Source organism: Ruegeria sp. BG3 (assembly GCF_056538485.1).
In genome coordinates this window covers 231,849-255,097 of sequence record NZ_JBQFTE010000005.1, presented here as the reverse complement: position 1 = coordinate 255,097, position 23,249 = coordinate 231,849, and the positions used below count along the sequence as shown (strand labels likewise).

The window sequence follows — 23,249 nt, the reverse complement described above, 5'->3', positions numbered from 1 at the left end:
TCGGGACGTTGAAACAGAGATTAAAATCAAATTGTCACCAAACCGCGATGCAGATGTTAACCAGATGTTAACAGGCCGGGTTGTCGCGCACGCTAGGCTTGTGTCCGTGCCTGAACATATTCCAAAAAGAGGGTGGGGATGGTTTGGACGAAAACACTCACACGTGCCAAGCTGTATTTAGAAACAGACAGGTAGGACCGCAGAGTTGAAGAAGCTGAACGTATTGTTGGTGGAAGACGACCCGTCATTGCTTGCGCTGACGTCCGCGCTTCTTCGGCCGCATTACAATGTTCTTCAGGCGTCCAATGTTGCGGATGCGCGCGCGACGCTGGCGTCTCAATCGGTGGATATCGCTTTGCTGGACCTCGGGTTGCCGGATGAGGACGGTCTGGTGCTGGCGCGTTCGATGCGGGCGAAATCGGCGCATCCTCCGATTATCTTCGTGTCGTCCCGCAATAGCGCGAGCGACAAGATCAGCGGGTTGGACATCGGGGGCGACGACTATCTGACCAAGCCGTTTGACCCGGATGAGCTTTTGTCCCGGATCAATGCGGTCCTCAGGCGCACAAACCCCCAGGCGCAGATGCCGCGGCAGGATACCAGGGTCCGGCTGGGCGAGATCGAGATTGATCTGGACAGTCGACAGGTCTGGAACGCCCAGCACGAGGTCATACCCGTCACGCGGGCCGAGTTCGACGTGCTGATGGCTATCGTAAACGCGAACGGTCGGGTGCTGTCCCGGTCGGTGCTGCTGGATGCAGTTGCCCTGTCGCCGGACCATGACGCCGGAGAGCGCACAATTGACGCTCTGGTTGCCAAGATCCGCAGGAAGCTGTCGGATGGCGGCGATGGTCCAAAGATCATCGTGACGGTCCACGGGGTCGGCTATCGACTGGGGGTGACACGACAGTGAAACCCCGCGCCTTCATATATGATGAGCCGATCAACGCGGTCACCCAGAACTTTCTGGACAAGAAGTTCGAGGCCCAATACCGCGATTGGTACTTCGAATCCACGCGCGGGCAATTCCGCACAGCGCTACTGTTTGGCGCGTCTTTCTACGTCGTCTTTGCTTTTCTTGAGGTGTTTGTCCTGCATTCCCGCAGCTTCTCGGGTCAGGATCTGGCCGTTTGGGGCGCGCGGCTGTTCATCATCTCGTTTATCTTCGGGCTGTTCTTTTTTTCTCACAAACTTCCTGCGCGCACATTGCCCGTGATCATTTCGACCGGCTGGTCGATGATGTATTTGGCCATCTGGGCCGCCTTCGCCTTTTCCGGGGATCATGAATCCAAAGATTTTCTGTATCGCTTTGCGCTGATCAGCCTTGCGGGCACCGTGTTCCTGCCTTTTGTCTTTTCCCACTCGGCGGCCTTGCAACTTTTGCTGTTTGTGCCGGTCTCGTACTATCTGGTGTTCGACAAAACGAGTTTGAGCAGCGGTATTGATACCTGGATTGGCCCCTCCTTCGTTTTGGCTTCCACTGTTCTGATCGGTCTCTATGCCAAGTTCTTTTCCGAACGCACGCTTCGGGCGAATTTTGTGCAGAGTGTCTATTTGGAAAAGGCGCGCAACGATGCGGAAAAGGCGAATGAGGCGAAATCCCAGTTTCTGGCGACTGCAAGCCATGAGCTGCGCACGCCGCTGAATGGCATCGTGGGTAATATCCGTCTGATCAAATTGACCCCGCAGGATCCTGAGTCTTTGGACCAGAGGCTGGATGAGATTGAACGCTCCAGCCTTGCGATGCGCAATCTCATCGACGATGTCCTCAACATCGCGCGTCTTGAGGAAAAGCCCGAAGATCGCGAGTTTCGCACCTTCAACCTGTCCGAGGTTCTGCAAGACCTCGAGGCCGTCTTGCGCCCGCTGGCCCGGTCTAAGAACGTACAGTTGATCATCCCGCAGTTTGACGATGGCGTTTATCTCAGCGGCAACAGTGGCCATCTGAGGCACATTCTGCTGAACCTTCTGGGCAATGCGGTGAAGTTCACGAATGAAGGCTCGGTCACGCTGTCTTTTGAGCAATCAAAGCAGTCGGTGGCCTTCACAGTCAGCGATACTGGGATTGGCGTGCCCGAAGATCAGGTCAAAGATATCTTTGAACCCTTCACGCAGGCCTCGAACATTGACTCGCGCAAAACAGGCGGGACCGGTCTAGGGCTTTCGATTGTACGTGGGTTGGTCTCAACGCTGAATGGGCAGGTGTCGGTCAAAAGCAATCTGGGCGAGGGGACAGTGTTCCGGGTCGAAGTACCCTTCCACGCAGCTCCGGCACCAAGCCCGCAATCCGAGATGGCAGGATTTGCAGCCACGGTCGGGACGAAGCAAAATGTTCTGATCATAGAGGACGACCCGACCAGCATGGAAATCCTCAAAAGCCTGCTGGAGAGGGATGGCCACACGGTCACCGCAACGGCCAACGGCAAGGAGGCAATCGCCCATTTCCGTCCAGACAACACCGATTGCATTTTGACCGATATCCGACTGCCCGACACGACCGGCGTTCAACTGGCGCGCGACCTGAAGCAGATCGCCAAGGAAGCGGGATTGGACAAACCGATCACGACGATTGCAGTGACGGCCAATGTGATGCCCGAAGATCTGGATGAATACACGAGTGCTGGCTTTGACGCGGTTGTCTCCAAACCTCTGGATGAGCGGGTGCTATATGGTGCCATGCGCGCCTCACTCGGGCAGCCGTCGTCTGAGATATCGTACATTCCAAACACCGATGACACCAAAGAACGCCTGAGGAAATTCCTGAGCAATGAAGAGTTGGAACAGGTTTTCCTGACATTCCGAGAGTCGCTCGAAGACTGCTATGTCGAGCTTAAGAAAGCGCGGGGCCAAGGCGACAGGGATCGGATCGAGTTCCTCGTTCACCGGGTCTATGGCAGTGTCTCCAGTTTTGGTGAAACGGAATTGGCCGCCAAGGCACAATCGGTCGAGGGGCTTTTGCGCAGCGGTGCCGAGAATTATAGCGCAGAGTTGGACAAGCTTATTCAATCCTGCGGAGTTGTCATTCAGGGTCTGAAGCGACAGGCCTCGTGATGCGGTTTCTCAAAGTGCGGCCTGCGCCCGTTCGATCATCACCACTGATGCCGGGTCGCCACCGCGTAGGGTGTCTGCAGATTTGAACGCGTCGATGGCCTTGGCAAAACGCCTGGCCCGGAAATGCGTCAGGCCAGATTCATAGGCCACGATCCAGGCGGGCGTTTCAGATGTGTCGTCGGCCATTGCGATCAATTCAAACACGACCAATTCTTCGGTGCGGCCCGCGATCTCCATCGTGTCCAATTCACGGGCGATGATCGCCTTGCCCGCTTCGCGACGGGTTTCGGGGCCGATCAGGATTGCGGTGCCATAGGTTTTGTTCACACCCTCCAACCGGCTGGCGACGTTCACCACGTCGCCTATGGCGGTGTAGTTCAGGCGATGCTCGGACCCGATATTGCCAACCAGCGCTTCTCCGCTGTTCAATCCGATCCGCACATGCAAGGCCTCGTCCGACTGGCTTTGCAGGGCCGAGTTCTCAATGTCTTCTACCAGTTCCAACGCGGCGCGGCAGGCGTGTTCTGCGTGGTTTGGATTCTGCCTCGGTGCACCCCAGAAAGCCATCACAGCGTCGCCGATGAACTTGTCGAGCGTCCCGTCATGGCGTTCGATCGTAGAAGAGGCCGCGTTGAAAAACGGCTCCATCAGTTCCACGACCTTTGGACCGTGTTTCTCGGCCAGACCGGTGAAGCCAGACACGTCGCAGAACAGGACTGAGATTTGTTTGGTCTCGCCACCGGGTTGCGATTTCACACCTGCGGCGACCAGCATTTTCACCAGATCGGTCGGCACGTATTTCCGAAAGGCCGAAAGCCCTGCCGCCATGCTCGCCGTCGCGGCCGAGAGGTTCTCAAGCTCAATCAAACGTGAGGGACGTCGTGAGACTTGCTCGACATCGAACCGCTCAATCCGGCTGAGGTCTTCGGCGACGCGTGACAGCGGGTTGGCAACGACCCGGCGCACCAGCCAGATTGCGGCGATGGTCGCCAAGGCCACCACGCCCAGCAGGATGTAGACCAGATTGACCAGCGTCCGGTCGATCCCGGACAGAAAGGCCGATTCCGGGATAACCGTCGCCACACGCCAACCGTAAAAACCCAGCGGTGTCAAAGCGACCGCATAAGCCACGTCGTCGTAGAGGATCCGTTTCGTCAGGGTGCCCGCAACGACCCCGTCTGCCTCGGTCAGCAGTTTTTGGCCCGAGAGTTTCGCCACTTCGTACAGCTCTCCCTCACCCATGCGGGCGGGGGTGATTTCGTCCGCGTTGGGATCGGGCACGGCAATGACCTTGCCATCGGCGCTGAGGATAAAGGCCGCACCGAACTCACCGGGGCGCAGGGAGCCCAGAAAGCGGGACAGGCGGTCGGTATCAATGGCAACCGACAGCACGCCTTGCCGTTGGCGACGTACATCGATTGGGCCGGAATATGCAAACACCGTCTTGTCGCTGTTTGGCAGATCGCGCACTTCGATCCAATCTGGCGTGTCGCGGTCGATGAAGTTGTCATACCAAGGATGATCGCGCGGGTCGTAGTCTGTCTCGGCAAAGCTGCGTTCTTCGAACTGAATGTCGCCGGGGATAAAGATATAGCGGTCTCTACGCAGCTTCCTGTCGTGAATGTTCTCGTCGATCTCGATCATCTCAAGCCCGCTATCCCCCAGCCGGTGGGCTGCAAAGAAATTACCATCGGGCCAGCCAAAGGTGATCCACGAGATATTTGGCTGAGATTGCAGCTGGGACAGGAACACAAATTCCCGCTTGTCGGCCTGGCGTGTCTCAATCACGTTTTGAATGAAGATCGTCCGGACAGCAGCCCAGGCAGCCTCGGCGGATCTGAGGGTCAGGCCAACCTCGATCCGGACCGTGTTCGAGATCTGGCTGTTGATCTCGGCGGCCAGCATCTGACTGTTGTCCCGTGCCGTAGTCCACCAAAGGGAATGCACAATGAAGGTCGACACGCCGATGGACAAAGCGACGAGCATTGACACAGCGATCCCAACGGTGACACGCATTGAAGCTCCACGGCGGCCTATAGTGACTGGCGCTGCGATGCGGACAGTCAGGTTCTAGGTCAAGTCTAGGGGCTGCAACCGTCTGTTGCCAGTTGGTTTCAATCTGCGCGCTAACTTGTGTAATTGGCGAGAGGAACAGTTAGACAGAAAAAACCGGCAGATCGACGAGCGGGTCAATCTGCCGGTGGTTTTGGTAACTTAGGTCAGCTTCGACCTTTCCATGGGACCAGCACATTCTCGGCCTTGCGCATCAGGATATCGATGCCGTAGCCGATGATGCCGATCAGCACGATGCCCATGATCACGATGTCGGTCAGCTGGAATTTCGAAGCCGCGATGATCATCATACCAGCCCCTTTCTGAGCGGCGACCAGTTCCGCCGCAACAACCGTGCCCCAGCAGACGCCCATCGCGACCCGCGCACCCGTGAAGATCTCGGGCAGAGAGTTAGGGACGATCACATGACGCATGATCTGCCATTTGGATGCACCCAGCGAATAGGCCGCGTGGATCTTGGAGATGTTCACCCCCGAAACCCCCGCACGGGCCGCAATGGTCATGATCCAAAGGGCAGCAAGGAACAGCAGAACGATCTTGCCGGTCTCCCAGATTCCGAACCAGATGATGACCAGCGGGATAAGCGCCAGCGGAGGGACGGGTCGCATGAATTCGACAATCGGGTCGAACCAACCGCGGAACCAGCCCGACAAGCCCATCGCATAGCCCAACGGAATACCCACGATGGCCCCTGCGATGAAGCCTGCGATGACGCGAAGCAACGACCAACCCAAGTGCTGCCAGAGCGAGAAGTTCTGATAGCCTTCATTGGCGATCTCGAAGAAACGCGCAACGACCGTTTCCGGCGCAGGTAGCCAGATCGGGTTCATTTGCAAACCCTGCGCTGGCGTAAAGCTGATGGCGCCCTTCCCGGTCAGCGATACAGTGCCGTCGCCAACATTGACTTTTGCGTCAGGACCGATCGGATTGCCATTGATCGCGATGATCTTTGCGCCATCTGCGCGTTTGGCGTCGTCGTTCTTGTCAAACAAGATGGTCGAGGACCGCCCGGTTGGGGCAGCAAATGCATCGTCTTTGGCGAAGCCCGTACCGGGATCAACCTCGAAATCTTCGGCGTCTTCTCCGAAGGGTGGGACGCGGATGAAGACGGTGGCGTCATCAGTCGTGCCGTCTGCATTCTCGACCGTGTAGGTGAATTGGGTTTCCCCCACAAACGGCCCCGGAACATGTAGCGGGATCAGTTTCGATCCTGTGAATGCCGCCCAGATTACGAAGATAACCAGAATCGAGATGATCGAGGCTGCGCGATCCGCGCGCACAGCGCTTTCGTCGCCAAAGGTCACGGTTTTAAGGCTGGTAAAGTCCTGACGGCTTTGCAGGCCCTTGCGCAGCAGGTGAACGATCAAAAACGCGCCGCCGAACAGGCCGATATAAAACAGAAGTACGATCATGATGCTTGCTCCGTCCGGCCCATGATTTCTTCTTCCATTTCCCAGATCATCGACAGGATTTCATCTCGGGTTTCGGCGAAACCTTCGGACTTTTTGACATCGCGAAGGTCGGCGTTCACGCCGCGTTCCGCGAAAGGCAGGTTGTATTCCTTGTGAATGCGCCCCGGACGCGGGGCCATCACGATCAGGCGTTCACCCAGCAACAGGGCTTCTTCGACAGAGTGGGTGATCAGGATGATGGTCTTGCCCGTCTCTTTCCAGAGTTTCAGGACCAGGCCCTGCATCTTTTCCCGGGTCAGCGCGTCCAGCGCACCCAAAGGTTCATCCATCAGGATCACGTCAGGCTCATTCGCCAGACACCGGGCCAGGGCCACGCGCTGCTGCATACCGCCCGACAGCTCATAGACGGCCTTTTCCTTGAAGTCCTGAAGGCCGACGACCTCAAGAAGATGGTCCGAGATCTTATCGCGCTCTTCCTTGGGCATGCCCTTCATGCGCGGGCCGAATTCCACATTTTCGCGCACGTTCATCCATTCGAACAAGGCGCCTTTCTGAAACACCATGCCGCGTTCCGCGTCCGGCCCTTCGACCACGTGGCCATTTAGCTCGACCCGGCCCGAGGTGGGCGCTAGGAAGCCCGCGACGATGTTCAGCAACGTTGTCTTGCCGCATCCCGAGGGCCCGAGGACCGAGACCAACTCACCTTCTTTAAGGCTGAGCGTGACGTCCTGAAGGGCTTGCACAGAGGTACCGTTGGGCAAGTCAAAGCGCATGGACAAATCAATGATGTCCAGTTCAGGCATTCCGTTTCCTTCCTGCTGTTGTTTCCGAAGGCCAGCCTGATGACCGGCCCCCGGAATATGTATGTTGTATTAGTTGGACGCGGCCGCCAGCGGCGCGCTGTTTACAGCGCCCTCATAGGAGTCCAGCGCCGAGTCGATGCTGCCCGCATCCACAAAGACGTTGGCAACGCCGCCCATGAACTCATGCGCGCCACCACCCAGCCATTTGTCAGACAGCTGCTCTTCGGCGGAGGGGAAGGTGAAGGTCGCGATGGTTGCCTCGGCATCGGCCAGGTCCATACCTGCATCCTTTGCGATCGCGGCCAGCATCTCATCCTTGGAGTCACCCGCGTTCCACTGCGCGTTTGCGTCAGCAGTCACTTTGAGGAACTTGGACAGCAGTTCAGGCTCTTCCTGAATGAACGAGGTCGGTGCACTTGTGACGTCGAACACCAGAATGCCAAGCTCTTCCTTTTCGGCGCCGGTCAACAGGATGTTGCCGTGGTCGAGCATACGACGCAGCGCGCCACCCCAGCCGCAGACCATGTCCAGGTTACCCTGAGCAAAGGCTGCCGCGCCATCGGCGGGTGCCATGTCGACGATCTCGAGCGAGCTGGTATCCACACCGAAATGGGCCATCTGAGACAGGAACCCGTAGTGCGCGGCTGTGCCGATCGGAACACCGACTTTCTTGCCGTTCAACTCTCCGGCGTTGGTCTTGTCGATTTCCAGAGCTTCGGCGACGACGCAGTTGTCATTGTCCGAATAGCTAACAGCAACGTCTACGGCCTGAAGGTCCTGACCAGCTGATGTGGCCACAACGAAGGGCGGAACGCCTTGGCTCACAGCGATCTGAACGTCACCGGATGCCATGGCAGCCGACATCGCAGTCCCGGTGTCGAAGGACACCCAGTTGATCTTGACGCCCATCTCTTCTTCATAGGTGCCGTTCGCCTTGGCGTATTGGAACGGCATTGGCCATTCGAGGAAATAGGCAACGGTGATTTCATCCGCAGCCGTTGCTTGTGATGCCGAGAAGGCGGCAAGACCGGCGCAGGCCGTTGAGAGCAGATACTTTTTGATCATTGGTTTATGTTCTCCCTGTTGTGATGATCATTTTTTTATATGGCCCGACTTTTTGTCTGACCGATACCTGAGACAATAGACCCAAGATGGTGAAACAGCGAAACAAATTGTGCTGCGGCGCTGTATAAACCGGGGGCCGAGCTGCGAAATTGGGCGCAAAGGCGCGCAAAATCCATTTGGCGGCTCTGCCGGGAATTGCTGTTCGTTTTCAACATGGTCTCATGTTGAACCGTCCCCAAGCACAGTTGAGTCAAAGACGTCTGGCCAAGCGGGATTGCGCTGGTGCCTGTCGCCGGAATCGACATCTCTGAACGCTGTTCGAAAGCGGGCGTCATAGTAGATCCCGTTCCTCCAACACCTTGCGCGCCACACGGAAACACTCCAGCGATTGGGGAACACCGCAATAGATGCCGACCACGTGAATGATCGACTGGATTTCCTCCTTGGTGACGCCGTTGTTTAGCGCTCCGTTACAGTGGATCTCCCATTCATGCATCTTGCCCAACGCACCCAGCATGGCGAGGTTCATCATCGAGCGCGTCTTGGCGTCAATTGTGTCATCGCCCCAACCAAAGCCCCAGCACCAGGCGGTCATGGCCTCCTGAAACGGGCGGGTAAAGTCATCCGCCGCCGCAAGGTTCTTTTCCACATATTCTGCGCCCAGGGTCGATTTGCGTTGCTTTAGCCCGGTTTCGAACAGGGTGTCATCCATAGGCCTTCCTCGTGATTTTGCGACCCGTTGACTATTGGTCAGCCAATCTGGCAGACGGGTCTCCTGCCAGATGGGACTTGCCTTTATATCCAAATTCAAAAGCAATGAGTCGCAGGTCAACCCGCGCATTGGCAGGTTCTACCGTACGGAATCCAAAAGCGTTTCAGGTCAGGCGGGTGTGTCTACGCCGTCCCGCATCCACTGTTGCAGCCGGGCGATGGAATGTTCGCTCATCACGCCGCATTTGGGGTCCAGAACCAGTGGGCCGGGCACATAACCCTTGGACTTGAGGCCGCGATACACGGATTCGACCAAGCGAATATCCTCGGCCACGGTGGTCTCGCGATCCTGAACGGCCAGCCCGCGGATCACATCGCTTTCATGGCCGCCTTCCGTATACCAGCCCCGCCAGACGGTACATGTGTCGACGGTTTCGGCCCGCCAGTGATAGGTGTTTAGCACATTCCCCGGATAGCACTGGAATGAGAACATGGGCCACAGGAACCACGATTGATAGTCGCCAGCATGGGGCACCGACAGGTCGATCGGATAGGTCATCTTGTCCAGCGCCTGACACTCGGTCGTGTGGCGCAGCACGTAGCCCCCTTGTTCGTCAGGCCGGATGTCATAGGTTTCCGGCTTCACCACGCCCTCGGCAAAGGTCGGATGGTTCGATGGGCAGTGATAGCATTCCGAATAGTTCTCGACCGAGACCTTCCAGTTGCAATCCTCCGGAATCTCGACCCATTCCAGCGGCGCGAGGTCATCTATATGGGGTACGAATTCGGCAATCTCTTCGCGCACGCCAGGGTACCAGTCGTCCATCGAGGCGGCATTTTTGTCGAGATTGACGAAGATGAACCCCAGAAAAATCTCGGTACGAACCTCGGTCAGGCAGATTTTTTCCCGTTCAAAGCCCGGGACCGACTTGATGTTGGGCCCTGCGCGCAGCCCGCCAGTCAGCTCATACGTCCATTGGTGATAGGGGCAGACCACGACCCGAGTATTGCCGGTTCCGGTCACCATCTCATGTGCGCGGTGCTGGCACACGTTGTAGAAGGTGCGCACCACCTCATCCCTGCCGCGAATGGCAAACAGGTTCTGACCCGCAATCTGAAAGGCGAAATAGTCGCCAACATTCGGGATATCGGCCGCATGTCCTGCGAATTGCCACGTCCGCGCCAGCAGCCCGTTCATCTCATCTTCGAAGACGGCGGGATCGGTGTAGTAGCGGGCCTCGAGCGAGTGGGTGAGCGGCTTGGTCATGATGGATCCTCAACTTGGAAACCGAGGGGCTTGCCTTGGGTAGCGTTCATTTGTGTCGTTATGTGTTGACCGTGGTACATTTGTTTGATTATCAAATCCACAGAAATCTGCGACTCTGGAACAGGAATCCTGCGATGTCCAAGAAAGAACTGCCCGAACGCGCAAAGGTCGTCATTGTTGGCGGCGGGGTCATGGGCTGTGGCCTAGCCTACCACCTTGGCCACGAAGGATGGGGAGAGGAGACCATCCTCCTGGAAAAGGCCGAGCTGACCAGCGGTTCGACCTGGCACGCGGCGGGTCAGATCACTCATTCCACAAGCTCTTACGGGCTGGGCAAGATGGTCGACTATAATATCGGTCTCTATTCGAAAACGCTGGAAGAAGAGACCGGACAGGCCGTCACTTGGCACGGTTGCGGCTCGTTCCGGCTGGCCTATACCGAGGATGAGATGGACTGGCTGCGCCACACGCTGTCCGTCGGTCGGGCCCTTGGCTTCAACATCGAGCTGGTGGGACCCGAGTTTATTGCCGAAAAGCACCCGTTCTACAATCTCGATGGAGTCCTAGGCGCGCTGTATACGCCCGATGATGGCCATGTTGACCCTTCGAACGTGACCATGGCCATGGCGGCGGGTGCGCGGCAGAAAGGCGTGAAGATCTTCCGCCATTGCCGTGCGACCAACATCACGCAGAACGATGCAGGCGAATGGGTGGTCGAGACCGAACAGGGCACGATCACCTGCGAACATGTTGTCAACGCGGGCGGCACCTATGCGCGGCAGATGGGCGAATGGTCCGATCTGCAGCTGCCAATGACCTCGATGACGCACCACTATTTTGTCACCGAGAACGTGCCGGAATTTCAGGATTTGGACACGGAATTGCCAGTGATCCGTGATGACAAGATGGTGTCGGGCTATATCCGGATGGAGCAGAAGAAGGGCCTGATCGGGATTTATGAGAAAGAAAACTCGAATTCTGTCTGGCATGATGAATGTCCTTGGGAGTACGAGAACTGGCTGTTTGAGGCTGACTATGACCGCGTGATGCCCTGGCTGGAGAATTCGCTGGAGCGGATGCCGATCTTTGCCGAACTGGGCATCACACGTGAGGTGCACGGCGCAATCAGCCACCCGCCCGATGGCAACCCGATGGTTGGCCCCGCACCGGGCGTCAAGAACTACTGGTGCTGCTGCGGTACCCAGATCGGGATCGGATGGGGACCTGGTCTGACCCGCGAACTGGCAAAATGGATGGTTCACGGGGCCGCCGATATCAACATGCGCGACTATGACCCGCGCCGCTTTGGTAGCTACGCCAAGAAAGACTGGCAAGTCGTCAAGGCGCATGAAGACTATAAGCTGCGTCACGAGATCCCCTTTCCGCATTTCAACCGTCTTGAGGGACGTCCGATCAAGCCGTCTCCACTATATGAGATCCTCAAGGAAAAAGGTGCGGTTTACGAAGAGGTTTTCGGCCACGAACGCCCCCGTTGGTTCGCTCGCAATGGCGTGGAGCAGCGCGACCACTACTCGTTCCGCCGCAACGAAGTCTTCGAGATGATTGCGCTGGAATGTCAGGCCGTGCGTGAGCGCGTGGGGATCATGGACGTGACCGCCTTCACCAAGGTCGAAGTCTCGGGACCAGATGCCCATGCGCTGCTGGATCGCCTGACCGCGAACAAGATGCCGCAGAAAGATGGCTCGATCACGCTGACGCATTTTTTGAATCGCAGAGGGCGGATTGAGCTTGAAACCACGATCGTGCGCATGGCCGAAGATCGCTACTATCTGGTCTGCGCGGCCTTCTTCGAGCAACGCCTTGTCGATCACCTGAACCAGAACCTCGCGGGAGAGACCGTCTCCGTCAAAACGCTCTCCGAAGATTGGTCGGCTTTGTCCCTGAACGGGCCAAAATCCCGCGAGGTGCTGGCCAAATGCACCGATGCCGACCTGTCCAATGCCGGTTTCCGGTGGCTGTCGGCGCAGGAAATCACCATCGCCGGGCACAAGGTCTGGGCCTTCCGCATGTCGTATGCGGGTGAATTGGGCTGGGAATTCCACATGCCGGATGAAGCTTGCGTTGACGTCTACAACGCGCTTTGGGCCGCGGGTGAGGCATTCGGGATCGAGAACTACGGCTCGTTCGCGATGAACAGCTTGCGGATGGAGAAAGCCTTCCCTGGCGCTGGTGAGCTGACCAATGAGGTCACTTTGCCCGAGGCGAATGTGGGCCGATTCTTCAAGCTGGACAAAGAGTATCTGGGGGTTGAAGCTACGCGGGCCAGCGCCGCACAGGCCCAAGCCGGTCAAATGCCTTGGATCTGCGCCTACCTGGAAATCGATCCGGACGGCATCGAAGACGGTCATGGGGGCGAGGCAATCCGCATCGACGGCAAGGTCGTGGGCGCGACCGCTTCGGTTGCCTATGGTCATAGCGTCGGTAAGATCCTCGCCTTTGCCTTCGTCAAGCCACATGTGAATGTCCCGGGCACCGAGGTTGAGGTCGTGATCGCTGGCAGCCCGCGCAAGGGGCGTATCCTTGGCGAAGCGGCCTATGATCCGAAGTCCGAGCGTCCCAGAATGGACGCTCCAGCCGCAGTTCCGGCATAAATACGATGGGGGCAGGGCGCGCGTTTCTGCCCCCCTCAACACGCTCTGCGCCAAAAGGAAGTCTAAGTTGAAGATCACCCGTATTGCCGTTTGGGAAGTCCCACTGACCAGCCATGAAACTTACTACATGGCCGATGGGAAAACCTGCGATACCACGACATCAGTGGTTCTGCGGCTTGATACGGATACAGGCTTGCAGGGCTGGGGGGAGGTCTGCCCGATCCCTCATTATCTGCCGGCCTATGCCAAGGGTGTCGTTCCGGCCGTGACCGAGTTGGCCCCGGTGCTTATCGGGGCCGATCCCGTCGGACCTGAGGCTTTGATGGAGAAACTGAACGCATACCTTCCGGGCCACGGCTATGCGAAATCGGCCATTGATACGGCGCTTTGGGATCTGACGGCGCAGGCGGCAAGTCTGCCTTTGCACAAACTATTGGGCGGGCGTCAGGTCAAGGACATGCCGCTCTATCACTCGATCACGTGTGTCGCCCCGGATGAGATGGCTCGGATGGCGCGCGACGCGCATGACAAAGGTATGCGCCAGTTTCAGGTCAAGCTGGGTGCGGATGCAGACTGGCAAACGGATGTCGAGCGCTTGGCCAAAGTGCGTGAGGCCGTCGGCCCCGGCTCGCTGGTCTATGGCGATTGGAACTGCGGCAGCGATGCGTTGACAGCGATCCGCGTGGGACGTGCGGCGGCCCATCTGGATGTGATGCTGGAGCAACCTTGCGCGACGCTGGAAGAATGCGCCCACGTGCAGCGCTCAACCGGTCTGCCGATGAAGATCGACGAGAACGCCTTAGATATTGCCTCTGTCATTCAGGCGCATCAGTTGGGTTGTATGCAGGCCGTTGCGTTGAAACTATCCAAGATGAGCGGCCTGTCCGCTATGCGTCAGATCCGCGATCTGTGTCTGACCCTCGGCACGCAGATGTGTATCGAGGATACCTGGGGCAGCGATATCACTACGGCCGCGCTGTTGCATCTGGCGGCCTCGACCCCTTCGCGAGGGATCATGAATACCTGTGACCTCAGCCACTATGTCGGCCCCCGCCTTGCGGCGGATGGGCCCGTGCGCGAAAATGGCCGTATCGCCCCACCCGAAGGGGTTGGGCTTGGGGTGACCCCCGATACCGAGGTCTTGGGTCAGCCCGTTGCGATCCTTGACTAAGCGGACTAGCCCTGTTGTCTGGTCTCTATCTGCAACGCGCTTGAGATCGCAATGTCCTGAGCCGCCAGCCCGGTCAGATCTGCGACGGTGATCTGATCGGTCGATTGCCGACCGGGATGCGCGCCGGACAGGATATTCCCGAGTGTGACGACATCGGCTTCGGTTAGGTGGCAGGTCTTGGCAAGGGTTTGGAACTCTCCGTGATCCAGGCATTGATCCGGTGAATCGCAGACCAGCAAATCGGCATGGGCGATCAGATCAGCCTCAAGCTCCTGTTTGCCGGGACAGTCGGCCCCGACGGCCGAGATATGCGTGCCCGGTTGCACCCAGTCACTTGCGATGAGAAAGCTCTGAGCAGGTGTTGTCGTGATGATGGCTTGCGCCGTTTTGCAGGCCGAGGGCAGGTCATCGGCGCGTTCAGCCTTTAACCCCATCGCGGTCAGGTCATTTACTGTCGCCTTGGCCTGATCCGGGGACCGCCCCCAGATTTGGAAGGACAAGGGCCGATCCGCGACCAGCTGTTGCAGGCACTGTGCTTGATGGCGGGCCTGCAAGCCGGTGCCGACGATCAGCACCTTCTCAAACCCCTCAACCGCAAGCGCCTGCGTTGCCAAGGCCCCGCCGATGCCAGTGCGGATATCGGTCAGCCAGCTTTCGTCCTGTAAAAAAGCCACCGGCGCGCCGGTTTTGGCGGAAAAGACAAGGTTCATGCCGTTTGAGCTGGGCAAGCCCTTGGAGGGATTGTCGTAAAATCCGGTCGCAATCTTGATGACGAAGATATCGTCACCTTCGATATGGCCGGATTTGACGTGACAATCCCCTGCGGCCTCGGGGAAGCCCAGATAGGTGACGGGCGGGGTCTGAACCCGTCCCTGCGCCACGGCGATATAGGCCGCGCGGATCGCATCGACGGCCCTAGAGAAGTCGAATCGATCCTGAATCCACGCCTTGTCCATCTGAATCATCGGCGTCTCTTTCAGGCGGCGCTGTGGCGGGCCAGAAAGCCCGAGAATTTCTCAAGGCCCGCTACCAGATCCGCCGTGGGATTGGTGTAGCCCAGACGCAGCCAGCCCTCCATGTCCATGGCGCTGCCGGGGGTCAGCATCACGCCGTCCTCTTTCAGCAACGTCACGCACAGCTCACGCGAGGACATGGGAAGGTCGTATTTCAACAGGGCGGTGGTGCCGGATTTCGGTTTCACCCACGAGATCAGAGGCTCCTGCGCGATCCAGTCTTCGACGATCTGCAGGTTCTCACGGGTGATCCGCTGGGCGCGATCCAGAATTTTGTCGCGATTTTCCAGCGCCATGGCGGCCAGCAACTCATCGACCTGACCGACCGAGATGGTGTTGTAGTCGCGGTGGATCATCACGTCATGCAGCATGTCCTTGGGTCCCGCGATCCAGCCAACGCGCAGACCGGCCAGAGAATAGGCTTTGGACATCCCCGCCGTGCTGATCCCTTTTTCGTAAAGATCAGCGACCGCCGCCGTGAAGCCATCCCCGGTCTGATCGGTACCGCGATAGACCTCATCACACAGCAGCCAGGCACCGACGCTGCGCGCGATCTCGACGATTTGTTCCAGCATTTCGCGGTCCATCAAAGCGCCCGTCGGGTTGTTGGGGTTGTTGATCGCGATCAGGCGTGTGTCCGGGCGGACCATGGCGCGCAATTCATCCAGATCGGGCAGGAACGCGTTTTCGGGTTTCAGGTGCAGCAGTTCGATCTCGGCGCCGATGCTTTCGGGGATCGAGTAGTGCTGCTGATAGGTCGGGATCACCGAAATCACGTGATCCCCGCGCGAAACAAGGGTCTGATGCACCAGAGAATTCGCGCCAATGGTGCCATGGGTGGTCAGGGTGTTCTCAGGCGTCTGGTTTTCGTAGAGGCTGCAAATCGCATCGCGCAACCGGTCCGAGCCTTCGATCGCGCCATAGGTCATCTTCATTGCCGACAGGTCGTTCAGAATGCTGTTGTGCTGTCCGGCCATCTCGAACAATTCACCCAGAGTGATGGACTCCACGCAGGTTTCCGCAAGGTTGAGCTCGCATTTCGTCTCGAACTCATTCATCCACATTTCGACGCCGAAAGGTCTGATATCCATGGGTCGTTCCTCCTGATCTCAGTTACGCCGAAGCCGCGTCATAGACGGCACGGGCCATGAAGATGTCCTCTAGCCCCAACCCGATTGAGCGGAAGAAGACGGGTTTGTCGCCTGACGGTGTCTTGCAGGCCTCAACCTGCAATTCTGCCAGATCACCGCGAATGCTGCTTGGCTGCCATCCGGCCTCGGCCGCCAATTTCATCTCTCCGGCGGAACCGGGCGTGGTGGCGCGATAGTCGCAATAGACCTCGGCTGTGGTCAGGAAGGCCGGGTCGACCTCATGCGCGTTGGCGACATTGGTGCTGATTGAGGTAACCAACGCCCCAGCATCTACCGACGTCGTGTCGAACACAGGCGTACCGGACGAGGTGCAGAGCATGACGACATCCGCGCCCTGACCGGCGGCTTCGGCGCTGCCCGCCAGCTGGACGCGGCTGTCTATCTCCTGCCACTGCGCCGCAAGCTCGGCGTTTTGCGCAAGGTTGGGGGAATAGACGCGAATATCGCTCCAGTCGCGCAGGGCCAGCACATGTTTCAGATGCGCTCGCGCCAGTTTGCCGGAGCCGATGATCGACAGAACCTTTGCCTCAGGAAGGGCGAGGTGGTCGACGGCCAAAGCGGTCGTGGCGGCGGTGCGTTCGGTCGTCAGCTCACCGGAATCGCACAGCATCAGGGGTTGGCCGGTTTCCATCGACATGAGAACTGTCCAAGCAGTGATCACGGGTTTGCCGGGACGCACCAGATAGGGCGAGAGCTTGGCACCAAACAGATCGGCCCCGGTGCTTGCCCCCAGATAGGTGATGAAATCGCCCTTGTCTTCAGGGAACAGCGTCAGGGTTTGTGACGGCTGCACGGCTTGCCCGCGCCCAAGCTCGGTAAACAGCGCGCGCATCGCGGCCAGCGCGTCAACTGAGGGCAAAAGCGCGGCAACGTCTGAGGCGTTCAGCACGATTGCGGATTTTGAGGTGTCGGTCATGGCGGAGTCCTTGGTCTTTCGGTGCGGGGTAATCCCCGGAGTGTCTTAACGGGCGGGATGCGGGCAGGAAATGCCCAATCACCGGGGCGGGGGTCAGACCCCGGTGTCTTTGAGCACCGACAGAAATGTCGGCAGGCCAATATTGCGGCCACTCATGACCACGATTGCCCGTTTAGGGGCCATTTCACGGACCTCAGGGCTAAGCGCTGCGATGACCGAGGTGATCGAGCCGCCCTCGACGATCAGCCCTTCGCTATCGGCAAACCGGGCCATTTCAGGCACCAGCGCGTCCTCGGGGATCAGAACGGCGCGATCCATGAAGTCGCGAATGATCGGGAAGGTATAGCGATTACGCAGGCCGATGGCCCCCGTGATGCTGCTGGCGAGGCTTGGGAATTCCTCGACATGGACCGGTTTGCCCGCCTCAAGACTGCGCACCATGCCCGGTTCGACCTCCATCGACGACCCGACAACAGCGATCTTGGGTGAGATCGACTTGGTGGCCAGCGCAATGCCAGACAACAGACCACCCCCGGACAAGGGCGCGATGATCATATCCGCATCGGGCAAATCGGTCAGCGCCTCAACCGCGATCGTGCCTTGCCCTGCGATGACGTTCAGATCGTCAAACGGATCGGCCCAGGTATAGCCGTGCTGCTCCATCAGCCAATCCGCGTGATCCTGCGCCTCGTCCTGGGTGTCGCCATGCACGATTACTTCGGCCCCGAGGTCGCGCATCGCCTGACGCTTGTTTTCCGGACAGAGCGAGCAGACAACCACACGGGCTGTGATCCCCAGACGTTTGGACAGATAGGCCACGGCCCTGCCGTGATTGCCGCTGGACACAGCAATGATCCCGCGTGCGCGTTCCTCGGCGGTCAGTTGCAGAATGCGGTTTGAGGCCCCCCTCAGTTTGAAGCTGCCTGTGGTTTGCAGGTTCTCCAGCTTCAGCCAGATTTCAAAACCCGCGCGTTCTGACAGGGCCTCGGAAAACACCAGAGGTGTCTTGCGCACGATGGGCGCAATCCGTTGTGCGGTGCGCATGATCTCTTGCAGCGAGACATAGCTGTCGGGGGTCGTCATGTCAGGGGTCCTGCCGTTGCGTTCGATGCCATCGGGACACAATGTCAGAAACCGGCCGCGAGAAAATCCATTTTTTTCGAAGTGAACTTATGGCGGCGCAAAAGTGACGGCGTTCAGGTTTGAGTTTCCGCCAGCGCGGCCAGGAACAAATCGAAACGTTTGTCCCCATGGCCCTTGCGGGAGACCAGCTGAATATCGGTGTCATAGGCAAAGACCTGCGGTAAAAGCGATTTCAAATCGCCCCGCTCGATCCATGGCGCGCAGGCGTGGTGGGGCAGGTAGCCGAGGTACAGACCGCTGAGGACCATCGCCAGCATCGCCTCCATCGTGGCCGCCGTTGCGGCGCTGGTGAACCGCCCGTTTGCCTGATGCCGGTCGCGATCTTCGAAACTGCGTTTGGAATACTGCGCCTTGGCCACCGCCTTTTCGACTTCGTCGGGGTCGTGCAGATCATAAATCGGATGCAACCGGCCGCAGCACAACAACTGCTGTTCGACATAGACCGTCTTTGCGCTCAGCGAGGGGGACAAGTCCTGAAACGGCCCGATGGCGATGTTGAGTTCATTGTTCAGCAAGGCGCGCTCCATTTGAGGGGCGCTCATTATGGTGATGTTCAGCGAAATCTCCGGCGCTTGCGCGGCAAACCTCTGGATCACCTTGTAGATCGGGCAGGAGAGATTGGTCAGAATTGCATCGTCCATCGCGATGTTGAATTGACCCTGCATGTCGCTCGTATAGGCCTGAACCGACCTGTTGAAGGATCCGATCGCAACGCTGAGCGAGCAGAGTTCCTGATACACAAGAAGCCCCCCTTCGGTCAGTTGAAACCTTCCACTTCCGTAGTCACACAGCCGCAGGTCCAGCCGCGTTTCAAGGTTCGAGTAATGCCTGCGTCTATCCGTCAACGAGCCAATGACCTTGGCCGTTGGCAAGGACTGGATCAGGCAATGGGTGCTCGAGCAAATGCGCACAGCTTGGCAGGAGGGGAATGAAAGTAATCCTACCGTTGGCGAGGCCGAACAGCGCCTTTTCGCATATGCGGATTTAACCGGCTATGTCGCCATCATCATCTGCAAAGATAGCTTGCGGGACGTTTTCGGTGAGGTGTTTCAGCGTGAGCACGCGGTCGAGGAGTCCTTTCAGCTACGCTAGCCTGTCTGCATTTGCACCATGGAGACTCGGCCGATCATTTGGGACGATTCTTTGTTCTTACTCGTCAAGAAGAAGTGCCTGAGCAAGACAAAGAAGTTATGTCTGTAGGTCTCATCGGCTACCTCATAGGACGCTGCCGATGCCAGCAAATCCTCGATGTTTTTTCTATCAGGACTTACTGATCGTGATTAACAATATTGGCAATTCTGTTTACGGCTGGCACCACCGGCTACCCTCGATCTCGCGGGCTATGCGCTGAATTTCCTGCGTGTGATAAACACTTACTGGACAAAGTGTTTGCTTCGATCTTGCTCCTTCCACTGATCGGGGAAAACACGTCGAACGTCAGCCTTTTTGGGTTGCCGCACCAACATCTGAACGACTTGTTCAAAGTTGGCATTGGACCGTTGAATTGGCTGCGAAAACGGGGGATGGGTTTATGCTTCGTTCGCACCGAGGTCTGCAAGTAGCCCTTAGCAGACCTCCACTGATGTTTTAAGATTCGCTCTTGCAGCATGCCGAGAACTGCGGAAACCGGATGTTGGAATTTTTAGACTGGAATGGCAATTGAGCGGACAAATCTGCCATTGAATTTAACTAAAAGCTGGACAAGTTGCGGCCTCGTACCGCACCTGTTTGCGATAGCTACAACCTCGTTTCTTCAGCATTTGCGCTAACTTTTGACAAAGATCGGGCTAACCTTACTGGCAAAGGTCGAACACAATGCACAAAACGGAACGAGTTGAGGTTGCAGTCAAATCGGGTAAGGCCGATCAAGCCTGCGCTACGGTGTACTACGACGGATCGTGCCCGCTCTGCTCAGTAGAGATTGGGCACTATGCCTCCTGTGAGGGCTCTGATGGTTTGCATTTTGTCGACGTCTCAAACGCCAAGGTGCGTCTCGGTGAAGATCTAACGCGGCAAGAGGCAATGGGTCGGTTTCATGTACGACGAGCGGATGGAAAACTTGTTTCTGGCGCGCGTGGCTTCACAGAGCTTTGGGGCGCTTTACCCAAATGGCGTTGGTTAGCGCGTATCGCAAGGTTGCCAGGGATCTTACCTTTGCTAGAGCTTACGTATCGGGGTTTCCTACCCCTCAGACCGATGCTCTCGCGGATCGCATCTTGGGTCGGAGCAAAGCCGGTCAACCAGAAAGATACGCTTTAATGATCAGCCCGGGCGATAGTCATTTCAAACGGCTGGTCTGGCTCGTGAAAGGGGTTTTCGAGCCCGCTCCCGGCATCGGTCGCATCACACTCGCCCTGTGTTTTGGGTTCCTCACGCACACCATCTTTGCCGCCGCCGTTCTTGCGATGGTGGTGGCCATGTTTTTTGGCAGGAGAAAAAGCCTTGGAGCCGTGCCTTGGCCAACCGCGGCATTCGTCAACGCCATTTCGGTTCTGCAATTTCCGGTGACGCACTCATTCCTTTTGTCGGACGCCGGTAAGAAATGGCTCTCCAGCCTCGTCCCAAGTCCCCATAGCGCGACGTTGAGCACATCCACGTACGCAATCATCGCCTCGCTCCAACTGCTTGTGCTCTTTGCGTTTGGACCCACACAGGTGCCATCTGGTGGCAGGCAGAGGGTTGGGCAGTCTACCTGATTAGCGCGCTCTATGCTGCGTCTTGGGGTTTGCTGGTTAAAGCCAGCTGGGACGCCGGGGCCGAGGTTCAATCAGGCGCATTGGGTTGGATGTCACTAATGCGAAACGCAAAACCCGTTTTCCCAGACATGCCCACAACTGGTTTGTTCGGCGTGATACGCCAGCCAATCTACGTTTCCTTTGCTTTGACGCGGTGGACGGTTCCGGTGTGGACCCCAGACCAGCTTACTCTCGCTGTCGTGTTGACAAGCTACTGCCTTGCTGCACCGAAGCTAAAAGAGCGGCGATTTGAGAAGCTATTTGGTCAGCGTTTCCGAGACTATAGAGACAACGTTCCCTATGCGATCCCACGACGCGCCAGCAGCGTGAATCATTCGGCCAGGGAGTCGAGGCGATTTATGAGCCGTGACTAATCAAGGAATGAATACAAATGCTTGAACTCGCTTTGCTTATTACCGCGCTTATGTTTGGTGGAACGGTACTCTATTCTTTCGGTTTCGCGGCGTTTGTTTTTAACGCGCTCCCAGCGGAGGCGGCAGGATCGCTTATAAGGCGGGCCTTCCCCCACTTTTACCTGTTTGTCACGGCCACAGCAGGCGCAGCTGCTATTCTGCTCGTCGCCAGAGATTCAGTGTCCAGCGCAATTATGGGAGTTATTGCTGTGACAACGGTGTTCGCACGGCAGGTTCTGATGCCCGCAATCAATAACGCTACAGACACAGGTGACACTCACCGTTTCAAGCTGCTGCACACGCTATCTGTCCTAATCACACTGGTTCATATCGGAGCCGCGGGTTTTGTAATTGTTCGACTTGCTGGTTTGGCGTGAATCGTGGCCGTTCAGATGACGTACTTTTCAAGAAGCGTCTTCACGGGTAGCGAGGCATTCAATCGAGTGGCCAACAGGAACATTCCCCCAATCTTTCGCTGGAGGTAAAGAACGTCCATTGGCACCTGGGGTGGGATATAGCCGGCCTCAGCCAAGGACATGCCGTCTTTGTTCAGGCGTTGGGAAAGAGTTCGGTCAGAGAAATCAAATTCATTCGCAGATAGAATTGCTTCGAAAACGCTGCGGATCATTCCAAGGATCCGGTCGTCAAATGGGCCATCACCTTCAATAAGCTTCAGTTGCATGGCAGCCTTACGAAGCGCCGCACGGTCTTCAAGCAAACCGGCGCGCAACAGATCCATGTATCCATCTATTGCAGGTGGTCGCAGTGCGCGTGCCGCGCCAAAATCCAAGAGACTGACTTTTCCATTGGATGGGTTGTATCGGTAATTGGCAAAGTTTGGGTCGCTCTGCATGATACCAAACTCGAAAACCTCGCGCAGCGTGAGATTGACCAAGGCTTCTGAGACTCGATTGCGTTCCTCGCTGGTCGCATCACCCACGGCTTCGATAGGGCGACCTTCCAGAAAGGACATCGTTAGAACTTCTGGCGTGCTCCAATCTGGATAGAATTCCGGGATTTCAAACGCTTCATCATTCTGCAGGAGGTCAGCAAAATGGCGCAGGTGCTGTCCCTCACGTTCATAATCGGTTTCTTCATGCAGTTGACTGCGCGCCTCTTGGATATATGGATCCAGATCAAAGTTCTTCGGGAGTAGACCCGACATCCGAACCAGAGTCGCGACATTCGCAACATCGCTTTCGATACTACGAGCGATGCCCGGATACTGCACTTTGATCGCCACATCGCGACCGTCTTTCAATGTCGCACGATGTACTTGCCCGATGCTTGCAGCCGCTACAGGCCTTACATCGAAGCTTTGGAAGGATTTTCGCCAACCTGCACCCCAGGCTCGGTTCAGGATGTCACGCAATTGTTTCGGCGGCATGAAATGCGCCTGATCTCGCAGACGCGCCATGATGTCTGCCAGTTCAGACGGCAAGACCTCACCTGCATCCATCGAAATCAACTGACCCACCTTCATCGCGGCCCCACGCATACGCGCAAGCTGATCCGCAACGCGTGTCACGTTGCCGGGTGTCATCAACAAACCACGCATATCGGGTCGCGCACCGCGGCCGATCTCTCTTAGGGCGCGTGCTGCCATGTTCCCCGCAATACCTGCCGTCATGCTGCTTAAACCGGCGACACGGGCTAAACGGCTAGTAGGAACTGCCAAAGGGGTTGATGAGGATTTAGGGTCGGTCATCAATA

Annotated in this window: 20 protein-coding genes; 8 read left to right on the top strand and 12 right to left on the bottom strand. The window is 57.5% G+C overall.

Annotated elements, in window-relative coordinates:
• The first annotated feature begins 205 nt into the window (after positions 1-205).
• A complete protein-coding gene (locus ACR0AI_RS10215) occupies positions 206-913 on the top strand; it encodes a response regulator transcription factor (protein ID WP_170472364.1) in 708 nt (235 codons plus the stop codon).
• A complete protein-coding gene (locus tag ACR0AI_RS10210; protein WP_480673429.1) occupies positions 910-3,051 on the top strand; it encodes an ATP-binding protein in 2,142 nt (713 codons plus the stop codon). Before ACR0AI_RS10215 ends, ACR0AI_RS10210 begins: the two co-directional genes overlap by 4 nt.
• 9 nt (positions 3,052-3,060) lie before the next feature.
• On the opposite strand, the gene ACR0AI_RS10205 is transcribed toward ACR0AI_RS10210, so the two are convergent.
• From ACR0AI_RS10205 to ACR0AI_RS10180, 6 genes are all read right to left on the bottom strand, one after another.
• A complete protein-coding gene (locus tag ACR0AI_RS10205) occupies positions 3,061-5,067 on the bottom strand; it encodes an adenylate/guanylate cyclase domain-containing protein (protein ID WP_480673431.1) in 2,007 nt (668 codons plus the stop codon).
• 203 nt (positions 5,068-5,270) lie between these two features.
• The gene (locus ACR0AI_RS10200) at positions 5,271-6,536 is read right to left on the bottom strand and encodes an ABC transporter permease (RefSeq protein ID WP_170376954.1); all 1,266 of its coding nucleotides are present in this window, start codon (positions 6,534-6,536) and stop codon (positions 5,271-5,273) included.
• Positions 6,533-7,339 carry a taurine ABC transporter ATP-binding protein gene (locus tag ACR0AI_RS10195; protein ID WP_170376956.1) on the bottom strand — a complete coding sequence of 269 codons (807 nt, stop codon included), beginning with the start codon at positions 7,337-7,339 and terminating at the stop codon, positions 6,533-6,535. The genes ACR0AI_RS10200 and ACR0AI_RS10195 overlap by 4 nt, the downstream gene beginning before the upstream one ends.
• 69 nt (positions 7,340-7,408) lie before the next feature.
• A complete protein-coding gene (locus ACR0AI_RS10190; protein ID WP_480673433.1) occupies positions 7,409-8,404 on the bottom strand; it encodes a taurine ABC transporter substrate-binding protein in 996 nt (331 codons plus the stop codon).
• A 331-nt stretch (positions 8,405-8,735) separates the two neighbouring features.
• Positions 8,736-9,116, bottom strand: a complete 381-nt coding sequence (locus tag ACR0AI_RS10185; protein ID WP_170376962.1) for a carboxymuconolactone decarboxylase family protein — start codon at positions 9,114-9,116, stop codon at positions 8,736-8,738.
• A gap of 168 nt (positions 9,117-9,284) precedes the next feature.
• A complete protein-coding gene (locus ACR0AI_RS10180; protein ID WP_480673435.1) occupies positions 9,285-10,382 on the bottom strand; it encodes an aromatic ring-hydroxylating oxygenase subunit alpha in 1,098 nt (365 codons plus the stop codon).
• Positions 10,383-10,516: 134 nt separating this feature from the next.
• Between ACR0AI_RS10180 and ACR0AI_RS10175 the strand changes: the two genes are divergently transcribed.
• Positions 10,517-12,994, top strand: a complete 2,478-nt coding sequence (locus tag ACR0AI_RS10175; protein ID WP_480673437.1) for an FAD-dependent oxidoreductase — start codon at positions 10,517-10,519, stop codon at positions 12,992-12,994.
• Positions 12,995-13,061: 67 nt separating this feature from the next.
• Positions 13,062-14,165, top strand: coding sequence for a mandelate racemase/muconate lactonizing enzyme family protein (locus ACR0AI_RS10170; protein WP_480673439.1), 1,104 nt, complete (start codon positions 13,062-13,064; stop codon positions 14,163-14,165).
• Between the two features lie 5 nt (positions 14,166-14,170).
• On the opposite strand, the gene ACR0AI_RS10165 is transcribed toward ACR0AI_RS10170, so the two are convergent.
• From ACR0AI_RS10165 to ACR0AI_RS10145, 5 genes are all read right to left on the bottom strand, one after another.
• Positions 14,171-15,130 (bottom strand): Rossmann-fold NAD(P)-binding domain-containing protein, encoded by a 960-nt coding sequence (locus tag ACR0AI_RS10165; protein WP_480673441.1) that lies wholly within the window; start codon positions 15,128-15,130, stop codon positions 14,171-14,173.
• An 11-nt stretch (positions 15,131-15,141) separates the two neighbouring features.
• Entirely contained in the window at positions 15,142-16,269 is a 1,128-nt protein-coding gene (locus ACR0AI_RS10160; protein ID WP_480673443.1) for an aminotransferase, read from the bottom strand.
• Positions 16,270-16,291: 22 nt separating this feature from the next.
• Positions 16,292-17,245, bottom strand: coding sequence for an ornithine cyclodeaminase family protein (locus tag ACR0AI_RS10155; RefSeq protein ID WP_480673445.1), 954 nt, complete (start codon positions 17,243-17,245; stop codon positions 16,292-16,294).
• 93 nt (positions 17,246-17,338) lie between these two features.
• Positions 17,339-18,328, bottom strand: a complete 990-nt coding sequence (locus ACR0AI_RS10150; RefSeq protein ID WP_480673447.1) for a pyridoxal-phosphate dependent enzyme — start codon at positions 18,326-18,328, stop codon at positions 17,339-17,341.
• Between the two features lie 113 nt (positions 18,329-18,441).
• The gene (locus tag ACR0AI_RS10145; RefSeq protein ID WP_480673449.1) at positions 18,442-19,233 is read right to left on the bottom strand and encodes a LysR family transcriptional regulator; all 792 of its coding nucleotides are present in this window, start codon (positions 19,231-19,233) and stop codon (positions 18,442-18,444) included.
• A 7-nt stretch (positions 19,234-19,240) separates the two neighbouring features.
• Between ACR0AI_RS10145 and ACR0AI_RS10140 the strand changes: the two genes are divergently transcribed.
• The 4 genes from ACR0AI_RS10140 to ACR0AI_RS10125 all read left to right on the top strand — a co-directional run bounded on the left by ACR0AI_RS10140 (position 19,241) and on the right by ACR0AI_RS10125 (position 21,913).
• Positions 19,241-19,480 carry a hypothetical protein gene (locus tag ACR0AI_RS10140; protein ID WP_480673451.1) on the top strand — a complete coding sequence of 80 codons (240 nt, stop codon included), beginning with the start codon at positions 19,241-19,243 and terminating at the stop codon, positions 19,478-19,480.
• A 723-nt stretch (positions 19,481-20,203) separates the two neighbouring features.
• Positions 20,204-20,647, top strand: coding sequence for a thiol-disulfide oxidoreductase DCC family protein (locus tag ACR0AI_RS10135; protein WP_480673453.1), 444 nt, complete (start codon positions 20,204-20,206; stop codon positions 20,645-20,647).
• On the top strand, positions 20,647-21,084 hold the full coding sequence (locus tag ACR0AI_RS10130) for a hypothetical protein (RefSeq protein WP_480673455.1): 438 nt from the start codon (positions 20,647-20,649) through the stop codon (positions 21,082-21,084). The genes ACR0AI_RS10135 and ACR0AI_RS10130 overlap by 1 nt, the downstream gene beginning before the upstream one ends.
• Positions 21,085-21,514: 430 nt before the next feature.
• Complete coding sequence (locus ACR0AI_RS10125; protein ID WP_480673457.1) at positions 21,515-21,913, top strand: DUF4149 domain-containing protein; 399 nt, start codon at positions 21,515-21,517, stop codon at positions 21,911-21,913.
• A gap of 11 nt (positions 21,914-21,924) precedes the next feature.
• Here the strand turns inward: ACR0AI_RS10125 and ACR0AI_RS10120 are convergent, their stop codons facing one another.
• Positions 21,925-23,244, bottom strand: coding sequence for an ABC1 kinase family protein (locus ACR0AI_RS10120; protein ID WP_480673459.1), 1,320 nt, complete (start codon positions 23,242-23,244; stop codon positions 21,925-21,927).
• Positions 23,245-23,249: the final 5 nt, after the last annotated feature.

Excerpts from the sequence above, each read along its gene's own strand:
- ACR0AI_RS10180 (WP_480673435.1), bottom strand. The coding sequence starts at position 10,382 with ATGACCAAGCCGCTCACCCACTCGCTCGAGGCCCGCTACTACACCGAT.
- ACR0AI_RS10160 (WP_480673443.1), bottom strand. The coding sequence starts at position 16,269 with ATGGATATCAGACCTTTCGGCGTCGAAATGTGGATGAATGAGTTCGAG.
- ACR0AI_RS10200 (WP_170376954.1), bottom strand. The coding sequence starts at position 6,536 with ATGATCGTACTTCTGTTTTATATCGGCCTGTTCGGCGGCGCGTTTTTG.
- ACR0AI_RS10165 (WP_480673441.1), bottom strand. The coding sequence starts at position 15,130 with ATGATTCAGATGGACAAGGCGTGGATTCAGGATCGATTCGACTTCTCT.
- ACR0AI_RS10190 (WP_480673433.1), bottom strand. The coding sequence starts at position 8,404 with ATGATCAAAAAGTATCTGCTCTCAACGGCCTGCGCCGGTCTTGCCGCC.
- ACR0AI_RS10130 (WP_480673455.1), top strand. The coding sequence starts at position 20,647 with ATGATCAGCCCGGGCGATAGTCATTTCAAACGGCTGGTCTGGCTCGTG.
- ACR0AI_RS10140 (WP_480673451.1), top strand. The coding sequence starts at position 19,241 with ATGACCTTGGCCGTTGGCAAGGACTGGATCAGGCAATGGGTGCTCGAG.
- ACR0AI_RS10185 (WP_170376962.1), bottom strand. The coding sequence starts at position 9,116 with ATGGATGACACCCTGTTCGAAACCGGGCTAAAGCAACGCAAATCGACC.
- ACR0AI_RS10125 (WP_480673457.1), top strand. The coding sequence starts at position 21,515 with ATGCTTGAACTCGCTTTGCTTATTACCGCGCTTATGTTTGGTGGAACG.
- ACR0AI_RS10155 (WP_480673445.1), bottom strand. The coding sequence starts at position 17,245 with ATGACCGACACCTCAAAATCCGCAATCGTGCTGAACGCCTCAGACGTT.
- ACR0AI_RS10135 (WP_480673453.1), top strand. The coding sequence starts at position 20,204 with ATGCACAAAACGGAACGAGTTGAGGTTGCAGTCAAATCGGGTAAGGCC.
- ACR0AI_RS10195 (WP_170376956.1), bottom strand. The coding sequence starts at position 7,339 with ATGCCTGAACTGGACATCATTGATTTGTCCATGCGCTTTGACTTGCCC.
- ACR0AI_RS10175 (WP_480673437.1), top strand. The coding sequence starts at position 10,517 with ATGTCCAAGAAAGAACTGCCCGAACGCGCAAAGGTCGTCATTGTTGGC.
- ACR0AI_RS10205 (WP_480673431.1), bottom strand. The coding sequence starts at position 5,067 with ATGCGTGTCACCGTTGGGATCGCTGTGTCAATGCTCGTCGCTTTGTCC.
- ACR0AI_RS10150 (WP_480673447.1), bottom strand. The coding sequence starts at position 18,328 with ATGACGACCCCCGACAGCTATGTCTCGCTGCAAGAGATCATGCGCACC.
- ACR0AI_RS10120 (WP_480673459.1), bottom strand. The coding sequence starts at position 23,244 with ATGACCGACCCTAAATCCTCATCAACCCCTTTGGCAGTTCCTACTAGC.